A 20,136-nucleotide genomic window follows, 5' to 3' on the forward strand; every position below is an offset into this window, starting at 1 on the left:
GGTCCCACTGTCACATGCTCGTTCACGATTTCAGCTCCAGCATCCGGCGCTTGGAAAATTCACCGACAAAAGCGATCACGTCGGCAAGTATCTGGTCCTTGGGCGCCCCGAACTTTGCTGAAAAATCATCAGCGATTGCATCCAGGCTGCGCTCGCCGTCGAGCGCATTGACGATCATCACCGCGATTTCATCGAGTGCCAGCGCCCGTTCGGGCGCAAGCAGGACATTCTGGCCGCGCACCGGATCTTCCCTCAGCCGCACCCCGCGCGCCAGCTTGGCGACGGTCTGGCCGGTGATAGTGAGGGCAGCACTGTCAACCACCGGCTCGCTCATTCCGTTACTCCCTGGACTTGCTTCAGCACGGGCTGATCGAGGTCGCCAATTACGCCTTCCCGGCCGTCCCAGCCGCCCGGCGGCAGAAGCGCCGGTAAGACGTAGGCGTGATGAAGCGCATCGAGCTGAGCCCATAGAACGTCGGTCTTGAAGGTCAGCGCTGCTGCAGCGGCGTCCTGCTTCTCCTTCGTGTCAGCATGGTCGAGCACATAGTTGAGGCCGAAGGCCACATCGACCGGCGCCTCGTCGAGGCGTTTGCGGAAATAGGACAGCGCCTCGTCATTGGCGAAGGCATAATGCTCGATCAGTCCTGCAATGCGGTTCTTGTGGATCGTCGGCGCAAACAGCTCGGTCAGCGAGGCGGCGACCGCATCGAGCATCGGCATGTCGCGGACGAAACGCACATAAGCGTCGCAGGCGAACCGGGTGCCGGGCAGCACGCCGCGGTTGGAGGCGACGTAATCGGGGTCAAGGCCAACGGCTTCGGCAAGCTTGAGCCAGCGGCGGATGCCGCCACCTTCTTCGACGCCGCCGTCATGGTCCTCGATGCGCTTGCGCCAGGCGCGGCGGATCGAGGCGTCCTCGCAGCGGGACATGAATGCCGCGTCCTTCACCGGGATCCGGCTCTGGTAATAGAAGCGGTTGATCACCCAGGCACGAACCTGCATGATGTTGCAATGGCCCCTATGCAGCATGCCGTGAAACGGATGCTTGTCGTGATAGCGGGCGTCGCCGATGGCGCGCAGCCGGGCTTCGAACTCGGTTCTGTTTTGAGCGGCGTTGTAAATGTCAGGCAAGATCGATCTCCATGCCGTCAAATCCGACGGCAAATCCGGCCGCCTCGACGGCCGCCCTTTCCGGGCCGCAGCGCCAGATCGGGTTGGTATTGTTGATATGGGCATAGACCATCCGTCCGATGCCCAGTTTGGACAAATGCGCAAGGCTTCCATGCGGTCCGGAGATCGACATATGCCCCATGCGCTGCCCGGTTTTCACGCCGGTACCGGCGCGCACCATCTCGTCGTCGGTGTAGAGCGTGCCGTCGAAGAAGACGAGATCGGCGCCGCGGATGCGGTCCGCCAGCCAGTCCGGAAGGGTGGCGCAGCCGGGGATATAGTAGGCGCGCTTGCCGCTGGCCAGAAATTCGATGCCGATCGTCTGCTCGCCTTCCAGGCCCAGTTCAGGCTCACCCTCTTCAAGATAAAGCGCCACCTTGCCGGGCACGGCGAACATCCGCGCCTGAAGACCGGGAAGTGGCGAAAAATCTTCGTCAAGGCGAACCGTGCGGCGCGTCACATGGGCAGGATCCAAAACCTTGAATACCGGATTGTCGTCGAGAACGCGCTCGATTGCAGAGGTAGCGAAAAGCTCGAAAGGCTGTTTTTCCCGAACCGTCAGAAGCCCACCGATATGATCTACATCGGCATTGGTGATGACGATGCTCTTGATCGGGCTGTGGCGGAGCGATTCGGGATGAAGCGCGCGTGTCTGCTGGATCTGCTGGCGAATATCGGGAGAAGCATTGAAGAGCGCCCAATCGGCGCCGTTGGTGCTGACCGCCAGCGACGATTGCGTCTGGGGCCGAAGGCCAGAGGCCGGATCACGCGCGGCGGCGCAATTGGCGCAGTTACAATTCCATTGCGGCAGACCGCCACCTGCGGTGGAGCCGAGGACGATGAAGCGAATCCCGTTCATTTCGCAGGCTTCTGCCCGTTGACCTGACCAGATGTTCGAGGTGGCTGCAGCTCCGTTTCGATGATGACGGTGACTTCGTCATCGACCGACTTGATCTTTGGTGCAAGTCCCCACTCGCTTCGCTTGAAGGTCATTTCGGCGGAAAAGCCGATCTTCGGGCTGTCTTCGGCTGGTTGCCGCGCCATCGAGCCGTTGAAGGTGACGTTGAGCGTCGCAGGATGAGTTTCGCCACGCAATGTCAGATCGCCAGTGACAGTCCCGCGATGTGCATCGATCACCGTAACCTGGCGCGACACAAAGTGGATTGGTTTACCGGCCAGAAACCGGTCTTCGGCACCGATCTCCTTGTCGAAATCCTCGCGCTCGGGAAACGGGAAATTCGTCTGAACGGAGAGGGGGTCGATGGTGGCGATGACGGAAGAGGTGTCGGGACGTTCCGCACTCCATTTCAACTCGGCCGTCATACGTGTGAAACGCGCGGTATAGTTGGAAAGGCCAAGATGCTTTACCTTCCAGATCACGCTGGAATGTGCCGGGTCTGCAAAATAGATGCCGGAAGGCGCCGGATCACCGGTTCCATCGGCGGCCAGGGCTGCGCACGAAAAAAGCGTAGCGCTTGCAGCAATCGACAGGGCAAGCCGGTTCAATGACATCTGAATTTCGCTTTCAATTCGATGCCGACCGCTAGTGCGGGTTCGCATCGCATCCGGTCGCCTCACTGTGCAATGCACATTCGAGAGCGAGATTTGGCTTGTTGGTCACCGGCGGCATCACCATCAGCGCGTTGCAACTGACACTGTCAAAAAATGCCGCCGGTAGATTTTGTACACGCCCGTCCTGATTGTTCAGAATGCGGACGTCAGGTTATCAGAACAGGACGGGCTCATCGCCATCCGGCTGTGCATAGCGGTTGATTTCCATTCCGCAGCTGACTTCAGTAAACTTCGGTGCAGACCATTTCATGTTGAAACTCCTTGTAAGACTTAGCGGCTCATGCGGCCGATCTAGGGTTTTTCGCAGGTTCCGGTTGAGAGGAGCCTGTTCTCACGCACATGTTTCGTGGCTTGCACTCAACATATCTGGTTCACAGCAAGGATGAGAGCTGGCAGCAGCCATAGCTATCAATTTGCCGCGGATTGCGCTTGGGGCGGTCGAAATGACCGTCCCAAGTGCTTGGTCTAGTTGGGGCCTCAGGGAAGGGTGTAGGCCATGATGTAGTCACCGGCCTTGGTCCCGACGGAACCATGGCCACCGGCAACAATGACGACATACTGCTTATCGCCGGTCGTGTAGGTCATCGGCGTCGACTGACCGCCGGCCGGTAGCCGTGTTTCCCAAAGCTGCTCGCCCGTTGTCAGGTTATAGGCCCGGAAGTAGTCGTCTACGGCAGCGCCGAGGAACGCGACGCCTGAACGGGTGATCATCGGACCGCCAATGCCTGGAACGCCGAGCTTGATGTTCAGCGGTAACGGAGTCATGTCGCGAACGGTGCCGTTGCGCAACTTGTAGACCACGTTTTCTCCACGCAGATCCGCGCCGGCAACATATCCCCATGGCGGAGCAACGCAGGGAATGCCGAGAGCTGATAGGAACGGTCCCATGAACACTCCGTAGTCGGCGCCATCATTTCGGTTCAAACCCTGCTCGCTGGCCTTCTCATCCTCACCCTTAGGCGGAATGGTGTTGGCAGGAACGAGACGCGACGTGAAAGGCAGGTAGGTCGGCATGCCGAACATGACCTGACGCTCCGGATCGACGGCTACGGAACCCCAGTTGAAGGTGCCGAAGTTACCAGGATAGACGATCGTGCCCTTGAGAGACGGGGGGGTATATTGGCCTTCATAGTCCAATGATCGGAACTGGATGCGGCATGCGAGCTGGTCGAGCATTGTTGCTCCCCACATGTCGGATTCCTGCAGCGTCTTCGGTCGGAAGGTCAGCTTGGTGATCGGCTGTGTCGGAGACGTCCACTCGCCGGGGATGGCGCCACCAGGGGCCGGCAATTCCTCGCGTGGGGACAGGGGCTCGCCGGTGCGGCGGTCCAGAACCCAAATATCGCCTTGCTTGGTCGGACCGACCAGCGCTGGAACAACCTTGCCTTCACGTGTGAGATCGATCAGCACTGGCTGAGCCGGAACGTCCATGTCCCAGAGGTCGTGATGAAGCGTTTGGCGGACCCAGCGCTTCTGGCCAGTCTTGATGTCGAGCGCGACGATCGAGGACGAATGTTCTTCAACCGCCGGCGATCGATCCGAACCCAACTGGTCGGGAACGCGGTTGCCCATCGGGACGAAGACGAGGCCGAGCGTCTCGTCATAGCTGAATACAGACCAGCTATTGGGAGAGTTGGTGGTATAGTGTTCTCCAGCAGCCAGATCGATTGGCTTGCTGACGTCGGGATTGCCGCTGTCCCAGTTCCAGACGAGTGCACCGGAATCGACATCAAAGGCGCGGATGACACCGGACGGTTCTTTGGTCGAGAAGTTGTCGTTGACCGCGCCGCCAATAATCAGCTTGCCGTCAGCTGCGACCGGTGGCGATGTCGAATAGTAGTAACCCGACGGGTTGTACTGCATGCCTTTGGTGAGATGGAGAACACCGTTGTCAGCGAAGAAAGAGCATACCTTGCCGGTGTCGGCATTCAGTGCGATCAGTCGAGCGTCTGCGGTCGGAAGATAGACGCGACGCGGGCATTCGGCGAGTGCCCGTTCGTGCAGGGCAACCTGTTCAGGTGTCGATCCGGTCGGTGCTGCAACAGGCGTTTCCCACCACGTTACGCCGCGGCATGTCTGATGCTGCCGATCCGGATCCATGCCGGAATTGGCGTCATAACGCCAGTTTTCCGTGCCCTTGGCGGCATCGAGCGAGATTGCCAGGTTATGCGGTGTGCAGACGTAAAGGCTGTTGCCGATCTTGATTGGCGTGACCTGATAGGTCGTTTCGCCAACGTCGTCCGGACGTCTTACGTCGCCGGTCTGGAATTGCCAGGCTAATTTGAGGTCCTTGACGTTGCCGGGCGTCACTTGCGTCAAAGGCGACCAGCGCTGACCAAAGCCCGTGCGGCCATACTGATGCCATTCGCCATCGCCGGCCTCGTTGCCGGTGTTGACCGCAGAGCGCATCGGCGTTGCGACCTCTTGCGTCAGCTCGCCGTGGATCGCTGACGGATCCTTGAACATGGAGTAACCCGCAACGGCTGCGGAGGCGATGACCACACCGGCAAGCGGCCAGGGGAAAGTTGCCGCGACGTTGCGCGACGAGAGCTTTTTCCAAGTAACGGGCAAAAGGAGAAGGATGCCAATCACGACAGGGATGCCGCCGCGGGGTCCGAGCTGCCACCAGTCGAAGCCGGTTTCCCAGATCGCCCAAAGCAGTGTGGCGCCGAGAAGAATAGCGAACACATTCAGCGCTTCCGCGCGCCTGCGCAGCAACAGAAAGCCGGTCAGCAGGAAGCCGATCCCGACGATCGCATAATATGCTGATCCGCCGAGTACAAGAAGCCACGCACCACCAGCCGTCAGGGCAACGCCAAGCAGCAGGAAGACAGCAGCCAGAATAGTAACAACCATGATGGCGTTACTCCTTTCATGGACAATAGGAAGACGTGGTGCCGGGTGGAGTTCATCCTGGCATCAGTTGATAGAAATCAAGGAGGGCACGCTGGACCGTGCCGGATTGATAGCTAGTTCCCAACTGGCGTCGATTCACACCGCAATCACTTGCTGGATGTTTGAATGCATTCAAACATTGCACACCTATACGGTCGCGGCGTAGTCCCGCGCTCGCTCAGTAACGGTCAAATAGGACGGTGTCTCGCGCTAGCACTCCAGAGCATATCAATGGTAATGTCTGTTACCACCGTGCGACAAAGTGTCAAGATGAAACTTGGGTCCGGAGCACGCAGAGGGTATCATGCAGTAACGGATGTGTGCGATCCGTGCACAAGACGGGGGACGCCGAAGCGTGAAATTGGAAAAAAGCGCAAATAGAAAAGCAGTAACGGTGCGGGAAAAACCAAGACGGCTGTTGCCCGTCGCGCAGCAGGAATCCGTGATCATTTCCATCGCTGCTGACCTGTTTCTCCAGCGCGGATATGGCGGCGTGTCTATAGATGCCATCACATCAATTGCGGGAGGCTCGAAACGAGACATTTATTTGCTTTTCGGTGACAAGGAGTCGCTATTCGAGCGATGCATCACCATGCTGGTGGAAGAAAATACAGCTCCTTTGAAACGAATATCTCCTGTGGACGACATCCGGACCTGCCTCAAATCTGCTGGTCTGTTGATAGTCGATATATTTCTCCAGCCGAAGACACTGGCTTTGCACAAGCTGATTGTTGCCAATGCCGACCTTAAACTATCGGCTTCTAAGTCATTTCTGGAAGGCGGCCCGCAGCGCGTATATCAAGCCGTCGCCGATCTGCTTGTGCATCACGATCGCTGCAACCTTACAAATGTTTCCGATGCGAAAGCGTTTGCGAAGATTTTTGTTGGGGGCCTCACCGCGGAGTTGCAGATCCGTGCTCTTATGGGTGAAACCATTGATATCTCGGAGCGTGAAGCCAAGGTCGACCTAGCTGTGCGAAGCTTTCTTGAGGGCGTCTGCGCCCAGAATCCCTAATGGAAAACGGCGTGGCTACAATCTCCGACGCAACATTGCCGCCAGTGAAAACTTCGCGATATGTCGCCCTAACCGTCAAATTTTCCTCCAATCGGATGTGTAGCCCGGCTGATAGAATGTCGGGACCGGCAGCGCTGTTTGCAAAATGCTAAAGACTGTGGTGCCGTCAGTCGACGTCTGCGTGTTCAACCTCGATCTAGGCCCTGACGGGCAGAATTTTACACCGCCGCCGAAGTGCTGCAGGACCGGGCTGCTTCCTTCTCAACTTTGTTGTCGGCCCAAATTCTGCTGAGGCACCTCTCTGCTGAGCTTAGTTGTAGACGACCGGTCGACACTGAGTGTCCCGTCGATGGATTGGTCAAGCCGCTAGCAGAATATACACATCGGTGACGCAGGTTTGTGACGAGAGCGCGCTGTTGCTCCACTGTGCGACTGCGCTGCGCAAATCAGCGGACCAGACCCTTCCTTTTGTAATGCGATATCGAGGAATGCGGTAGCGATGCCTGACTTTGATCGCTGACCGGGTAATCCCCTGAGAGTGAGAATAGAATGAAACTATATATCTATGAGCACTGCCCGTTTTGCGTGAAGTCACGGGCGATATTCGGACTCAAGAAGCGGTCCTTTGAAGCCTTGTTCATGCTGAACGACGACGTGGCAACCCCAAAAAGACTGGTAGGCAAAAAAGTAGCGCCCATCTTTGAGCGCGATGGTAGGCACATGGCCGAGAGCATGGATATCGTTGCAGAAGTTGACGCTCTTGATGGGCCGGTTTTGACTGGCGTTACCAACCCACTGTTAGCGGACTGGATCAACCATAGTACGTCCACAGTTTACGCGTTGGCGATACCGCAATGGGCCGAAGCGGATTTCCCCGAATTTGCAACGACTGACGCGCGCGCGTACTTCAAGACCAACAAAGAGAAAGCAATCGGTCCGTTCAAGGACCGGCTGGCAGAAAGTGGGCGCCTCATTGCAGCGATGAACGCCAGTCTCGAAGACTTGGCTCCGATGGTAAAGGCAGCGGATGCAGTAAATGGTGATTTATCGACTGATGATATCCATCTATTCGCACACCTCAGATCGCTCTCCATCGTTCGGGGCCTCGCTTATCCAAAAGCGGTTGAAGAGTACCGCATGAGAATGTCGGTCAATATGGGCATCGATCTTCACGATAGGATCGCATCTTAACGAGAATCTTGTGAATGGATTATCGAACGCTGACAGCGACTTTTCCGGCTGCCTCTCTATAACCAATTGGCGCGAACCTAGGAACCAAGCCGAGGTTCGCGCCGAAGGGATCCGGCTACGCCGTTGATCGCCCAGGTGAGGTGTGAGACAAACCGACGTGTTGTAGCAGGAACGGAACTAAGTATTGTTGCCCAGCCGACTGTAACCGCCGGCGGTTCCTCGGACGATTGCTGTCACGGGCACCACGTCGCTTGGAAATGCGCAGAGCGATCGTCGAAGCGCGTCAGAAATGCCTGAGTATCCAAGGGCACAACAGCTTTGGTGCAGTCTTCGCCAGCGAATGCAACGATCGTCTCCATCGAATCCCAAAAGGTGATTTCGACAAACTCGACTTCGTTGGTCTCAAGCGTGCGACGCATGAAATATGATCCCTTATAACCGTCGATCCGATGAAGCGCCGGCAGAGTTTCAGTGGTCAACAGTCTCTCATAAGCATCGGCGGTTTCGGGTTTTGCCCAACCGCGCCAAACGCGACCTATCATGTTCAGTTCCTTTCGTTGTGGGGAAGTAGTCAATCCGCAAGGAGCGATAGCCGGTCTGCGGATATGGAAAGTTTGACGCTATCGCCGGCTTCTAACAGGTGGTCGGGGGACGCCAGGCATCTGACGGTTTGCCCCCCGAGATCTACAATGTACCGAACCCGTGAACCGAGGAAAATGCGAGTGAGAACAGTGCCCGAGAGGCCAGTTTTCTCTTCCGCAGGCAGCACTTGAATGTCCTCCTGGCGAACCATGACTGTGCGTGGACCTGGTGCCTTGTAGGATCCAGCCAAAGTGATGACTTGGCCGCCGGCGAGGCGGGCGGTTCCTACACCGTTGTCGATGTCCAGTTGGACTCGCAGAAGGTTTGTCGAACCCATGAACGACGCCGCAAATCGCGTACGCGGTCGGGCATAAAGCTCGGAGGGAGTACCCTGCTGTTCAATGTTGCCAGTGTTTAGGAGAACAACCCGGTCCGAGAGGCTGAGCGCCTCCTCCTGATCATGGGTGACGAAGATGGTGGTCAGGCCCGTTTGCCGATGCAACTGAATCAGCTCTTCCTGCATGCTTTCGCGCAGCCTTGCATCAAGGTTGGACAAGGGCTCGTCAAGGAGAAGGACCTGCGGCTGTGAGACTACCGCCCGGGCGATGGCAACGCGCTGTTGTTGCCCGCCGGACAGCTCTTTCGGGCGACGTTCCGTCAGATGCGACAATTGAACGAGATCCAGGACCGCGCGCGCACGCTCAAGCTGTTGATTGCGCGAGCCAAGCCCTCGCATGCGCAGGGGGAACAAGACATTCTGGAGTACGGTCAGGTGCGGAAACAATGCGTAGGACTGGAAAACCATCGCGATGTCGCGCCGTTCCGGCGGCAATAGTGTCGAATCTCGGCCGCCGATGAAGATTGAGCCAGAACTCGCTGTTTCGAGGCCTGCAACCATACGCAGCAATGTCGTCTTGCCGCAGCCGCTGGGGCCTAAGAGACTGACGAACTCACCCTTGTGGATTGTCAGCGAGATGCCCTTGATGACATCGGTGTTGTTAAACGTCTTGGTGACGTTGTCGAGAATGACTGCGGTCATGGTCTAGCCCGCTACGCGCTGGATGCCGAAAAGGCGATCGATTACGAAAATCATGATGACGGTCAGGAGGATCATCATGGTGGATGCGGCCGCGATCGAAGGGTCTGGGCTGAATTCGAGCTGGGTATAGATCTGAATAGGAAGCGTCATGATTTCTGGTGACCGAAGGAAGAGTGATAGGATCGCCTCGTCGAAGGAGATGTTGAAGGCGAAAAAAGCGCCTGCAGCGATGCCCTGCATGGCTTGTGGAAGGATGACGTGGAAGATCGCTTTCCATGGTCCGGCACCGAGCGTGCGGCCTGCCTCTTCTAGGAATTTGTCCGATGTTGACAGCACTGCGAGCGTCGTCCGGATCACGTAGGGAACAGCGATGACGGTATGGCCGATCCAGAGCGTGACAAGAGACGTCCCCCCCATATAGGCGCTCCAAGCAATCAGTAGTCCGAGAGCGAATACGATGGTCGGCAATACCAGTGGCGCGAGAAAAAATGCTGCAATGATGCCTGCACCGGGTAGCCGTGCGCGGTGGATCACGATCGCCATAGCAGAACCGATCAGCGTCGCTGTAACCGTCACCAGCACTGCCAGCTTCAGACTTGTCAAAGCGGCTTCAAGATAGATCGGCGAACTGACGATTGTCTCATACCACCGGAGGCTCAAACCCTGCGGCGGGAAGGTGACGTAGTCGCCGGCAGTGAAGGAGACGCCTGCCACGACGACAAGCGGACCAAGCACAAATAGAACGATCGCTGTGACGTAGACAATGGCGAAGATCTTTACGAAGGATGGAATACCCTTAACCATTTGCTTTCCTCGATAGTCGAGCATAGGGGATCATCAGGAGCAGCACGCCGGCTAGGAGAACGATCGATTGTGCTGCGGCGAAGTGCCAGTCGAGCGTTTTGGTGGCCGTCTCATAGATCGCGCTCGCCAGGACCGGAAGACGTGCGCCACCCAGCAGCGTCGGTGTGATGAAATAGCTGGCTGACAGTGTGAACACCAAAAGCGAACCGGCAATGACGCCCGGCATGGCAAGGGGCAGTACCACGAGACGCATGGACTGCAAGTAGCTGCAGCCCATCACCCGGGCGGCCTCCTCCAGCCTCAGGTCGACCTTGCTGATTACGCCCAGGATAGACAGAACCATGAAAGGAAACAGGACCTGAATCATCCCGATGACGATCGCAGTCTCGGTTTGCATCAGGGTGAAGTTCCGGTTTGCCAGACCCAGCGCGTTCATCAGCTGCGGCACAAGACCGCCGCGGCCAAGTATGACCATCCATCCGAATGTTCGTACCACGACGCTTGTCATGAGCGGCAATGTGATTGCGATCAGAAGCCAGAGTCGTAGTTTGGGCCCTCCGCGCGCCATGATATAGGCGAGCGGAAAGCCGGCGGCAAAGCAAATCGCTGTAATGACCAGAGAGAGCTTTACCGTCCTCCAGCCGATCGCAACATAAAAGGGATCCGTCAGGAACCGTGTCAGGTGCATAAGCGTAAAATTGCGATCAGCATCCTGTACTCCTAGAAGCAATATTCCTGAGACAGGCATGACGAACGCTACGAGCAGCAGCAATATGCCGGGGGCTGCAATAGCCAGATCGTGTCGCAAGAGGTGCATGAGGATCCCTTTCTATCGACGAGCTTAATGCGCGATGAGTTTCTTCCAGTCTTCGACCAGCTTGTTGCGCATGCCATCAACAGTCGCCGGGTCGAAGCGTACCAGAGAGTTTACCGCTTCGCCGTGGACGACCTCCGCTGCGACCTCAGCGTCGAGGACCGTCTTCGTGTTGGTTGGCGAATAGCGCATCTCCTTCGCAAACGCGGCCTGCACCTCTGGAGAAAGCGAATAATCGATCAGTTTCTTTGCCAAAGCGCTGTTGGGTCGGTTTGCGACGAGGTTCGAAGTAAAGAATACGGCCGGCATGCCTTCTTGGGGTGCCACAAACTTCACAGGCTGACCGCTTTGTCGAATGACATAGGCGTAATCCTGAGAGAAGGGCGCTAGCCAAGCATCGTTCTGGGCGAAATTCTGCTGTACCTCAGGCGAAGACGTGATGATGACGGAGCGATCGAGCAGCTCACCAACCTTGGCCAGGCCAGGCTGTGTCATATCGAGTGAACCGCCCCACACTTGGTTCATCATGAGCATCCCGAGCAGGCCGTAGGAATTGGACAGATCGGTCAGAACGAGATGGTCCTCGTACTTCTGATCCCAGAGATCCTTCCAGGAAGACGGAGCGGCAGGAGCAGTCTTCTCATTATAGAGAAGACCGATTGCGGTCACGAGGCTGACCGGCCCCTCGCCGCGGGCGAGACCCTGCGTTGCGAAAGGATAAAGGTTGGCTGCATTAGAGAGTTCATCCGCCTTGATCGGCGCGAGCAGCCCTTCCTTGGCGGCGACGACTTCCTGCCCGCCGGAGAACTGGACGATATCATATTGCGGGGCGTTTTTCTGAGCGCGGAGCTGTGCCAGCATATCCGCAGAGTAAACTGTTACGACCTGAATTTTGACGTTGTTGGCTTTTTCGAAAGGCTCGAAAATCAGCTGCTTCTGGAGCTTCTCATATGTCCCGCCCCAGGAGTTCACGACCAACGTTTCCTGCGCCAGGGCGCCGGAGTTCAAGGCTGCTGTGCTGGCGATAAGTGTCGCCACGAAAGTGCAAAGTCGCATGCTTAGTTCCCTTTTTTCATTGGTTCATTGGAGAAATAGCAAGAGCGGTTCATTGCACCTGCCGAATATCGGCAGGTGCAGTGGGCCTCATCAGACGTTCATCGGTGAGTCGGCGAGGAGGGTGAGCGCCGCAGGTGTAAGTACCTGCTTCACGAAGCGTTCTTGATGTGGCTTGAAGAAGTCCCACAGTGCTCGCAGTTCGGTAAGCGGGTTTTCTTTCCAGTCAATGCGCAGATCCACCAGCGGCCACGAGTTGCGATCGGCAATCAAGAGAGCGGACGACATTATGGGCTTGGTTTCGCCGCCGGCAATCAGACCGGCGTCTAGCGCGAGAAGGAGACGCTCTGCGAAAGGGGTTTCCAAGTTTGCTTCATAGGCTTCGACCATGCGGCGAGGCACGTCCGTATTGGCGATGAAGTTGCCGGTCGCGACGCACTGGAAGCCAGTGTGACCAGCGTTAATGCATTCGATCTCTGGTCCGTTGAAAAACGCAGTCCGGCCTTCACGGTCGACGGCTGCAAATTGACGCTCTTCGGGAAAGTCGTTGCTGGCAGCTAGCAGGTTAACGACCTCCTGAGCTGACAGGCCCTTCGAAAGCAGATCGATGCCGATTGGACCCTGACGCGTGTCTGTACGATGCTGGGTCGTGACCGCGCCGACGCCAGCCTTTACCCACGGGCATCGATTACCAACTGCAACTGCCGATGTCGCGATGGCGATTCCAAACATACCAGTGGCCGGGTCGCGGGCTGCGATTGAAAATGTCATTGTTCACTCCTTTTTTGCAAGACCGAGTTATTTTACCGGTAAAATACGTTGAATCGTGCTAACGTCAACAGGTATTGTCTAAATATTATTCGTGCCTACAATGTGGGCAGGTTGGCGACGCGCATGTCGAGGATATGTGCATTCGAGGGCACTAAATGACTAAAAAAATGGCTTCAAAAAAGGCGGCAGTTGTTGGCATCAGAGACGTCGCTCGAGAGGCAGGCGTATCCACCATGACCGTAACAAACGCGTTCAAGTACCCAGACAAAGTTGTAGCGGAGACGCGCAACCGCGTCATCGAAGTAGCGCAGCGGCTAAACTACGTTCCTAACCTCGTTGCCGCCAATTTTTCCTCAGGCAAAACAAAAGTTGTCGCAGCAATCACTCCGTCAATCCAGAACTCCAACTTTGCCGGCATGATAATGGGGCTTGAGCATGAACTGGAAAAAAACGGATATCACCTGATCGTATCGGTGGTTGAAGCGCCTTCTCGCGAGTACGATGCTGTTATGGCCGTGATCGGTCGGCGCGTTGATGGCATTGTGCTGACTGGCGTGGATAGGGACGACAGAACCCGAAGTATATTGGCGCAATCGGGTATACCAATTGTCGAGACGTGGAACCTGTCCGGACCGTTTGTCGACGTCGGCGTAGGTTTCTCAACGCAAACTGCTGCGCGAGAAGCGACCCAAATCATGGTCGACAAAGGGCTCCGGAATATTGGTGTTGCGGGTTACGACACTCAAGGTAACAAGCGCTTCCAGGAGCGTCTCGATGGATTTGTGGAAGCATTGACGTCGGCGGGGCTCAGGACGGATCTGGTCGCGACGGTGCCGGGCTGGTCCGGTTTCGCCGGCGGCAGGGAGGCGCTCGAGCGTCTGCAGGCTATCGAGCGGAATCTGGAGGGCGTCTTCTGTTTTACAGACGTTCTTGCTGCAGGAGTAATGTTCGAATGCATGCGAAAAGGAATTAGGGTACCCCAAGACCTTGCAGTCGTGGGGTACGGTGACTACGAAATCGCTGCAGAACTGCCGCCTGGCCTTACAACAGTCCACACGCCGGGTGACCTGATTGGTGAGCACGCAGCGCGAATGATCATCGCGAGATGCCGTGGGGAGGCGCAATCTGAAAAGATTGTTGATGTCGGCTACAACATAATCGTCCGCGGCAGCACTGGCTGATCCGTGATTTGACGATGTTGAGTTCAGCAGATGAGGCGGTACCATTGCTCGACATAGGCGAGCATTTGTGCCGCGGTCTGCTCGCTCTCTGTACACAAAGCGATGAGTTTTTTCGAGGCTTCTAAGGCGACATCGTCGCCAAGGCTAAGTTGATGATTTCGGCAAAAGTCATTCAGTACGCTACGAATGGTGCGCAGCGAGTCAACATACGCTTTCATTATCTAAATCCGATCTCGACTCTTAAGCTGACAAAGGTCCGCGGGGTGCGCGCTGGACGAAAGCCATGACGACAAGCGCTCCCAAGGAGCAGAAAAATGTCAACCAGAACGCATCTATCAAAGACAGGACGCTTGCTTGCCTCTGAACAAGCTGACTTATGATTGAAGTTGCTCTGGGCTGCGAGTTGGTCATCCCTGCTGCCGCCAGACTGTGTCTAACAGTGGATATCGCGCTCGCTACATTTTGTGAGCTGCCCTCTACGTTTAGGCCCAAAAGATAGGAATGCAATTGCTCCTGCTTGCGCAGATAGGTCGTCATAAGTGCTTGGGCCACTTCCTGTCCTAGTAAACGCAGAACCTGAATATAAGCCCCAACGGCGATCGCTTTCTTTGGATCCCCATGCGCGATGGAGACGACAATGACAGGAAGGAAAGTCAGTATGTGACCAGCGCCCTGCAGAACGAACATCGTGCGAAACGAGTCGCCGTTCCACTGCGAAGTGAGGCTTGTCCCGATAATCGCGGATACTGCGAAGCAGGATAATCCGATCATGAGAACGATGCGTCCGTCTATCCGATGCATGGCCCAGATCGCAAATGGGCACATGATAACCAAAGGGATGCAGACCCATTGAATGAGTGTTGTCCCAATTTGCTCCGGGCGTAGCTGTGTAACGGTCGTCAAGTAATTGGTCGTCAGCATCGTGTTCGACAAAGCTGCCATCATGTAAAACATACCGACGGTCAGCATCAAAACGAGATTACGCCCCCCTATCGCTCCTATGCTCGCCCAAGGCCGTTCCGCCAGTTTCTCGTTGATGAGGAAGGCGACAAAGAGCGTCATGCCTGCCAGCAAAGTTGAGACGACGAAACCATTCTCAAACCAATCCAATCGATTTCCCTGATCGACCGCGACGAAGACCATTGTGATGCTTGTGCCGAAGAGGATCATCCCGCCCCAGTCTGCGTGATGAAGCAGGTCGCGGTTGACCTCCTCTCGCGGCGCTCCAAAAAACGCGAGCATGCCCATGACTGGCGCAAGTGCCACATCCTGCCAGTAAAGAAATTGCCATCCGAGGTGCTGAACGTAAAAATCCAGTAATGCGGTTCCCGAGTTTTGCGTAAACGCAGTCCGGAATGCATAGAGAGCAATAGCGGTCACCCACCATTTAATTGGCAGATTCCTGAAAATGATCATGAGCGTCGCAGGTACAAAGAGTCCGAGAAGCGCGCCATGGACAACATGCAAAGCAAACAACACGTCGAATGTGTGGGTGAACGGGATGATTGCTGAAACGAAAGCGTAGAGAAGGGCAGGAACAACCATGATCCGCCTGACGCCAAATGCTGCAGCAAGCCAAGGAACAGCCGGTGCCAAAAGGATTTGCGGTGCTGTCGCAAACGTGCTTAGCCACGCGCCTTCATCCACGCTGAGCCCAAATATACCGCGAAGGTCGGCCAGTCCGATCCCAAATAACCGACTATGAAAGCCGACCATGAACGGGCCGAGCAAGACAGCACACACCGCTAGATATGGATGATGCGTCCGCTTCCCCAGCATGGAAAATGGCAATCGAAGGAGTTCGCCCATCGCAGTTACTCGTCCGCAACGGTAACGGAGACGACTGCAGACATACCTGCTCTAAGACGGGTAAGCTCGTGGGTCGGCTTTAGGTCGATCCGGACAGGTATTCGCTGGACGACCTTGGTGAAATTGCCAGTCGCATTGTCGGCAGGCAGAAGTGCGAACTGCGAACCTGCTGCGGGGGAAATGCGCGTGACTTTCCCTGTGAAAGCTTCATCTGGAATGCCGTCGATCTCTACCGCAACTTCCTGGCCCTCGCGCATGCGGGCAAGCTGCGTTTCCTTGAAGTTTGCCAGAATGTGCAAGCTCGGCAAAGGAATGATCGAAATCGTATTCGTTCCGGCAGTGACATAGTCTCCAACGTGAACCTGACGCTCGCTGACAACTCCATCGACCGGGGCTACGATTTTTGTGTAGGATAGAGCAAGTTCCGCCGATTTCAGTGTCGCTCTGGCGGCCGCTACATCGGCCAAAAAGATCTGCCTTTGACCACCGATATAGTCAAGTTGTGCTCGCGAAGACTCGACTGCTGCCGCAGCCGCTCCCGCAGTGGCGCTTGACGATAACAATTGCGCGTCGGCCTGTTCTCGCTTCTGCTGAACGCCAGCGCCTTTATCCATCAATGCGGTCTGCCGTGTTGCCTCAGTCTTTGCCAGAGCGGCATTGGCTTCCGCAACCCTCTGCTGAGCTTCGGCCTGCACGATCGCAGCCCTCTGGAGCACTTCCTGATTGTCGAGATTAGTCAACTGTGCTTCCGCAGACTGCAGACCGGCAAGCGCCAAATCACGTTTGGCCCTGTTCTCCGACGGATCAATCTCCAAAATTATGTCGCCTGCTTTGACATAGTCGAAGTCGCTGACATGGACGGACTGAACATTGCCTGCAGTGCGCGCGCTGAGGTGGCTAAGGTCAGCCTTGATATAGGCGTTGTCAGTTGTCTGCACGTTTAAGCCTGCAGTCCATTTGTCCCAGCGTTGGGTACTCAACCCTGCCAGCGCGCACACGACGACAACGACAATCGTGGGTACGACAAACTTTACATATTCGCGCTGCGGCTTGCCTTTGTCGGAAGCCGCGGAACCGGTCGCAACGACAGCAGGCGGCTTGGTGTGTGTGTTCTGATGCATTCTTTTTGTCCTTTGATAAAAGTCAAAAGCACAGTTGACGCTATCATCGCCAATAGGTTTTGATGGCGCTTTGATCATTAGGAGTGATTAATGGCTCAGGCTCATCACGCAGGCACATTCGGTATTGAGCTCCGACACATTCGCTACTTTGTCGCGGTTGCAGAGGAATTGCATTTCGGACGTGCTGCCAAAGGGCTCCATATCGTACAGCCTGCGCTTTCCGCGCAGATCAAAGCTTTGGAGAGCCTACTAGGTGTCGATCTACTCGAGCGGACCAAAAGGCGAGTCGAACTGACCGAGCCGGGACGTGAGTTTTTGCGTGAATGCTATTCGATCCTGGGGCGGCTGGGCACTGCGATAGACACGGTGACTGGCTTCGCGCGTGGCATGACGGGGAGCTTGACACTAGGATATGGGGCGAATGCCGCCCTCTCAGGCTTCGTGTCTTCTTCGATCAGAGAGTTCAGATCAAGATGGCCGAATGTCGAAATCACGTTGAAGGAAATGCCAAGCCGGGGTGTTTCTAAGGCACTTCGTCAAAATGACATTGATATCGGCTTCGCGGCGGCCATCGGAAGCCCAGAAGAAGGAATCGCAAGCAAGACAGTTGGTAAATGGCCATGGATGTTGGCCGTTGCCGACAACCATAAACTGGCGACAGTCGGATCTGTGTCGGTCGCCCAGATTGGAGAAGAGAACTTTGCTGTTTATGCAGAGGCCGACGGGCGCGCCAATATTGCCGGTGCATTGGCGTTATTCCCTGGACTCTCGCCGCTACACATCTACAAGACGAGCCACGTCACCAGCCTGATGGGCTACGTTTCCTCGGGCCTCGGTGTGGCGTTTGCCCCATCGCCGATGAAGACTCTCAATTTTCCGGGTGTTGTCTTTCTGGATGTCTCAGAAAACATCCCGCATATGGAAATGCTGCTATTGTGGCGTTCGCATCAGGTTAGCCCCGCCGTCCAAAACTATCTGGATTGCATGGAGCGGATACTTGTCTCCGGATCGATGATCGACATGACGTTAACGGGTCAAGATTGAGGTGGTCCAAACTGTGTTGGGAGACTGTTTCCAATAAAGCAACCGTGCAATCATCGATATCTGCTCATGGGCCAACTGAAGAGGCGGCTGTTAAAGTGAGCCACGAAGATGTATGGCTTCAGCCTGCCGCCACAAGGCGAGCGAAAAGGTGTTTGGTGGGAATTGTGACAATCTCTCGATGGGCAACCACGACGGATTCGATGAAATAATTCGCTGATCCAATGGAGAGAACCGTCACCCCGCGATGCGCCCGGGCGATTGCTTCCGGCAGGATCGCTACTCCGACATTGGCCGTTACCAAACCGACTAGGCTTGTCATGTCGGCGACCAACCGCATCTTGGTTGGCTTGACGCCATGTTGGTGCAAAAGCTTCTCCGTCACTTCTCGCAAACCAACTCCCTGACTATCTCGAATGGACAGCATTTGAACTTCAGCCAATTCCTGCCAATCGACGTGTTGCCCTCTGACAAGGGGGTGGCCTAACGGAACAGCCAAGACGAGATTTGACCGATCAAACCCATGGACGTCTAGGACAGGGGGAAGCGACGGAAGGGGTGCCCTGACGACAGCCAGGTCTATCTTGCGGTCGATGAGCGCCTCAATGGCATCTGTTACACGCATCGGACTGACCGTCAGCTCGATCGCTGGATGTGCTTCCGCGAACTGGCGCAAAACGCGGGGAAGATGGTCTTCGGACATCAACGATGTGGAGTACCCAATCGCGATTGTCCCAAGCTCGTTCCGTCGGAGCAAATCTGCGGTGCTTTGGAATTTTTTCAATTCGCCAAGCAACATATGTGCGTTCTGGGCTAAGATTTTCCCTGCTTCGGTCAGTTGTATTCCCCGCCCGCTTTTTCGGAAAAGTGTGAAGCCGAATTCGCGCTCGAGCGTACGAATTTGCTGGGTGACCGCAGGTTGCGACAACCCCTGTTCACGGGCCGCCTGGCGAAAGTTTTCGCATTTGGCGGCGATCAGGAATGTTTCGAGATGACGGGTGTCCATGTTTCGATTGATAAGCAAATGTTTTCAATTGTCGCTAGATTTATCGTTCAAATCTACATTTGCCAAGTCTACAAAGCAGACACGCTGACGATCTGCATTAGAGGCCTGCAAACATTGCGCAGCCGGCTGCTTATCCATCGGCGTCAATCTTAACGGCTGCACTTCGTAAGCGGATGGTTGGCTTATCACAGAAACTGAAGTGGACCGGGTTCCGCCTCGCTGAAGGCTTGGTGGAACCGGCTTTGCTGCCAACACCAATTTCGAAGTAACAGCATTACGGTCGGGACGCGAGAAACCCGATCAAAAACGAAAGAGGAAACACAATGAAAATGAGTGCATTTGCAGTAATCTGCACGATCGTCCTTGGTACCACGCAAGCCTTTGCGCTCGACGCCATTCCGGGTAGTCTGATCTACAAAGGGCAGCCAGTAACGCGCTTGCAGAAAGCTCCGGTTGGAAGCTCGTTCACGCATGACTTCATATCGAGTGACGGTGGCGACTACGAGGAAACATATGTGATCCAGTCTGATCGCACTGTGAAGCTGGTGAGCCGTATTCATCGTGGGGACGGGCATTGATCGACTGGGTGGGGATCAGAGCCGTTAATTGGAAAAAGTAGCGCTGCCGAAGGTAGAGATACGAGTCAACTAACGGAATCAGATAAAACGCAAATCAAAAGCTGGCGTGTGCTTGACCAATCTATCTGTCACGCCACGCCATTTGCCTTCCGGGGCGCGTTCCTGAGTGTGGATAGACGTTCGGGTCGGAGCAGATTCGGCGATGGATCTCGAAATGTACTAACTTCATCCTCCCTCACGGTTTTTTAGAGAGCCTGTATGACGCATTATTTCATGAGTGCGCTGATCATCGAGCCTGACCGTTTCACTGCAACCTGGAACTGACGCGTCGTGGAGCGTATACCCGTCGAGGATTTTCAAGGAAATACTGGGCAGTTCTAAGTTGTAGTCAACACTTGGTGCGGATTCCGACGTGAAGCCGGCCACCATTCCGATCAAATACCGGCCAGCATTCCGATATGAAGCCGGCCACCATTCCAATCAAAGACCGGCCA

At 55.8% G+C, this 20,136-nt stretch carries 21 protein-coding genes; 5 read left to right on the forward strand and 16 right to left on the reverse strand.

Translation table 11 applies throughout. The annotated features are described in order from the left end of the window. Nucleotides 1-22: 22 nt before the first annotated feature. The 6 genes from pqqD to EDF70_RS24955 form a co-directional block, all read right to left on the reverse strand. Complete coding sequence (pqqD, locus tag EDF70_RS24930) at nt 23-334, reverse strand: pyrroloquinoline quinone biosynthesis peptide chaperone PqqD (protein WP_132279231.1); 312 nt, start codon at nt 332-334, stop codon at nt 23-25. Continuing rightward, complete coding sequence (pqqC, locus tag EDF70_RS24935) at nt 331-1,122, reverse strand: pyrroloquinoline-quinone synthase PqqC (protein WP_245519344.1); 792 nt, start codon at nt 1,120-1,122, stop codon at nt 331-333. The genes pqqD and pqqC overlap by 4 nt, the downstream gene beginning before the upstream one ends. A gap of 1 nt (nt 1,123) precedes the next feature. Then, entirely contained in the window at nt 1,124-2,029 is a 906-nt protein-coding gene (gene pqqB, locus EDF70_RS24940) for a pyrroloquinoline quinone biosynthesis protein PqqB (RefSeq protein ID WP_132279237.1), read from the reverse strand. Next, nucleotides 2,026-2,682: a YceI family protein gene (locus EDF70_RS24945; RefSeq protein WP_132279240.1), complete on the reverse strand. Its 657-nt coding sequence runs from the start codon at nt 2,680-2,682 to the stop codon at nt 2,026-2,028. Before EDF70_RS24945 ends, pqqB begins: the two co-directional genes overlap by 4 nt. A 214-nt stretch (nt 2,683-2,896) precedes the next feature. Then, entirely contained in the window at nt 2,897-2,992 is a 96-nt protein-coding gene (pqqA, locus tag EDF70_RS24950) for a pyrroloquinoline quinone precursor peptide PqqA (RefSeq protein WP_132279243.1), read from the reverse strand. Between the two features lie 227 nt (nt 2,993-3,219). Next, the gene (locus tag EDF70_RS24955; protein WP_132279246.1) at nt 3,220-5,598 is read right to left on the reverse strand and encodes a glucose/quinate/shikimate family membrane-bound PQQ-dependent dehydrogenase; all 2,379 of its coding nucleotides are present in this window, start codon (nt 5,596-5,598) and stop codon (nt 3,220-3,222) included. 394 nt (nt 5,599-5,992) lie between these two features. Between EDF70_RS24955 and EDF70_RS24960 the strand changes: the two genes are divergently transcribed. Beyond that, the gene (locus tag EDF70_RS24960) at nt 5,993-6,652 is read left to right on the forward strand and encodes a TetR/AcrR family transcriptional regulator (RefSeq protein ID WP_165932125.1); all 660 of its coding nucleotides are present in this window, start codon (nt 5,993-5,995) and stop codon (nt 6,650-6,652) included. A 549-nt stretch (nt 6,653-7,201) separates the two neighbouring features. Then, nucleotides 7,202-7,843, forward strand: coding sequence for a glutaredoxin 2 (gene grxB, locus EDF70_RS24965; RefSeq protein WP_132279252.1), 642 nt, complete (start codon nt 7,202-7,204; stop codon nt 7,841-7,843). 233 nt (nt 7,844-8,076) lie between these two features. On the opposite strand, the gene EDF70_RS24970 is transcribed toward grxB, so the two are convergent. The 6 genes from EDF70_RS24970 to EDF70_RS24995 form a co-directional block, all read right to left on the reverse strand. Next, entirely contained in the window at nt 8,077-8,385 is a 309-nt protein-coding gene (locus EDF70_RS24970) for an antibiotic biosynthesis monooxygenase (protein WP_132279255.1), read from the reverse strand. Nucleotides 8,386-8,414: 29 nt separating this feature from the next. Then, the gene (locus EDF70_RS24975) at nt 8,415-9,464 is read right to left on the reverse strand and encodes an ABC transporter ATP-binding protein (RefSeq protein ID WP_132279258.1); all 1,050 of its coding nucleotides are present in this window, start codon (nt 9,462-9,464) and stop codon (nt 8,415-8,417) included. 3 nt (nt 9,465-9,467) lie between these two features. Beyond that, nucleotides 9,468-10,292 (reverse strand): ABC transporter permease, encoded by an 825-nt coding sequence (locus EDF70_RS24980; protein ID WP_245519337.1) that lies wholly within the window; start codon nt 10,290-10,292, stop codon nt 9,468-9,470. Beyond that, nucleotides 10,261-11,085: an ABC transporter permease gene (locus EDF70_RS24985; protein ID WP_132279261.1), complete on the reverse strand. Its 825-nt coding sequence runs from the start codon at nt 11,083-11,085 to the stop codon at nt 10,261-10,263. The genes EDF70_RS24980 and EDF70_RS24985 overlap by 32 nt, the downstream gene beginning before the upstream one ends. A gap of 24 nt (nt 11,086-11,109) precedes the next feature. Then, the gene (locus tag EDF70_RS24990; protein WP_132279264.1) at nt 11,110-12,138 is read right to left on the reverse strand and encodes an ABC transporter substrate-binding protein; all 1,029 of its coding nucleotides are present in this window, start codon (nt 12,136-12,138) and stop codon (nt 11,110-11,112) included. A 90-nt stretch (nt 12,139-12,228) separates the two neighbouring features. Then, nucleotides 12,229-12,906, reverse strand: a complete 678-nt coding sequence (locus tag EDF70_RS24995; RefSeq protein WP_132279267.1) for a DUF1028 domain-containing protein — start codon at nt 12,904-12,906, stop codon at nt 12,229-12,231. 155 nt (nt 12,907-13,061) lie between these two features. Here EDF70_RS24995 and EDF70_RS25000 point away from each other — a divergent pair, with 155 nt between their 5' ends. Next, nucleotides 13,062-14,087, forward strand: coding sequence for a LacI family DNA-binding transcriptional regulator (locus tag EDF70_RS25000; protein ID WP_132279270.1), 1,026 nt, complete (start codon nt 13,062-13,064; stop codon nt 14,085-14,087). 23 nt (nt 14,088-14,110) lie between these two features. On the opposite strand, the gene EDF70_RS25005 is transcribed toward EDF70_RS25000, so the two are convergent. The 3 genes from EDF70_RS25005 to EDF70_RS25015 are packed head-to-tail and all read right to left on the reverse strand — an operon-like array spanning nt 14,111 to nt 17,017. Further along, entirely contained in the window at nt 14,111-14,305 is a 195-nt protein-coding gene (locus EDF70_RS25005; RefSeq protein ID WP_132279273.1) for a hypothetical protein, read from the reverse strand. A gap of 22 nt (nt 14,306-14,327) precedes the next feature. Further along, the gene (locus EDF70_RS25010) at nt 14,328-15,896 is read right to left on the reverse strand and encodes an MFS transporter (RefSeq protein ID WP_132279276.1); all 1,569 of its coding nucleotides are present in this window, start codon (nt 15,894-15,896) and stop codon (nt 14,328-14,330) included. A 5-nt stretch (nt 15,897-15,901) separates the two neighbouring features. Continuing rightward, a complete protein-coding gene (locus tag EDF70_RS25015) occupies nt 15,902-17,017 on the reverse strand; it encodes an HlyD family secretion protein (RefSeq protein WP_132279279.1) in 1,116 nt (371 codons plus the stop codon). Nucleotides 17,018-17,107: 90 nt separating this feature from the next. On the opposite strand from EDF70_RS25015, the gene EDF70_RS25020 reads away from it, so the two are divergent. Beyond that, nucleotides 17,108-18,061, forward strand: coding sequence for a LysR substrate-binding domain-containing protein (locus EDF70_RS25020; protein WP_132279282.1), 954 nt, complete (start codon nt 17,108-17,110; stop codon nt 18,059-18,061). Between the two features lie 118 nt (nt 18,062-18,179). On the opposite strand, the gene EDF70_RS25025 is transcribed toward EDF70_RS25020, so the two are convergent. Then, the gene (locus EDF70_RS25025) at nt 18,180-19,064 is read right to left on the reverse strand and encodes a LysR family transcriptional regulator (protein ID WP_132279285.1); all 885 of its coding nucleotides are present in this window, start codon (nt 19,062-19,064) and stop codon (nt 18,180-18,182) included. 323 nt (nt 19,065-19,387) lie between these two features. Here EDF70_RS25025 and EDF70_RS25030 point away from each other — a divergent pair, with 323 nt between their 5' ends. Further along, nucleotides 19,388-19,642, forward strand: coding sequence for a hypothetical protein (locus EDF70_RS25030; protein ID WP_132279288.1), 255 nt, complete (start codon nt 19,388-19,390; stop codon nt 19,640-19,642). Nucleotides 19,643-20,136: the final 494 nt, after the last annotated feature.

Origin of the sequence: Neorhizobium sp. JUb45 (genome assembly GCF_004343585.1) — a bacterium.
In the GTDB taxonomy this organism is placed as follows: Bacteria; Pseudomonadota; Alphaproteobacteria; order Rhizobiales; family Rhizobiaceae; genus Neorhizobium.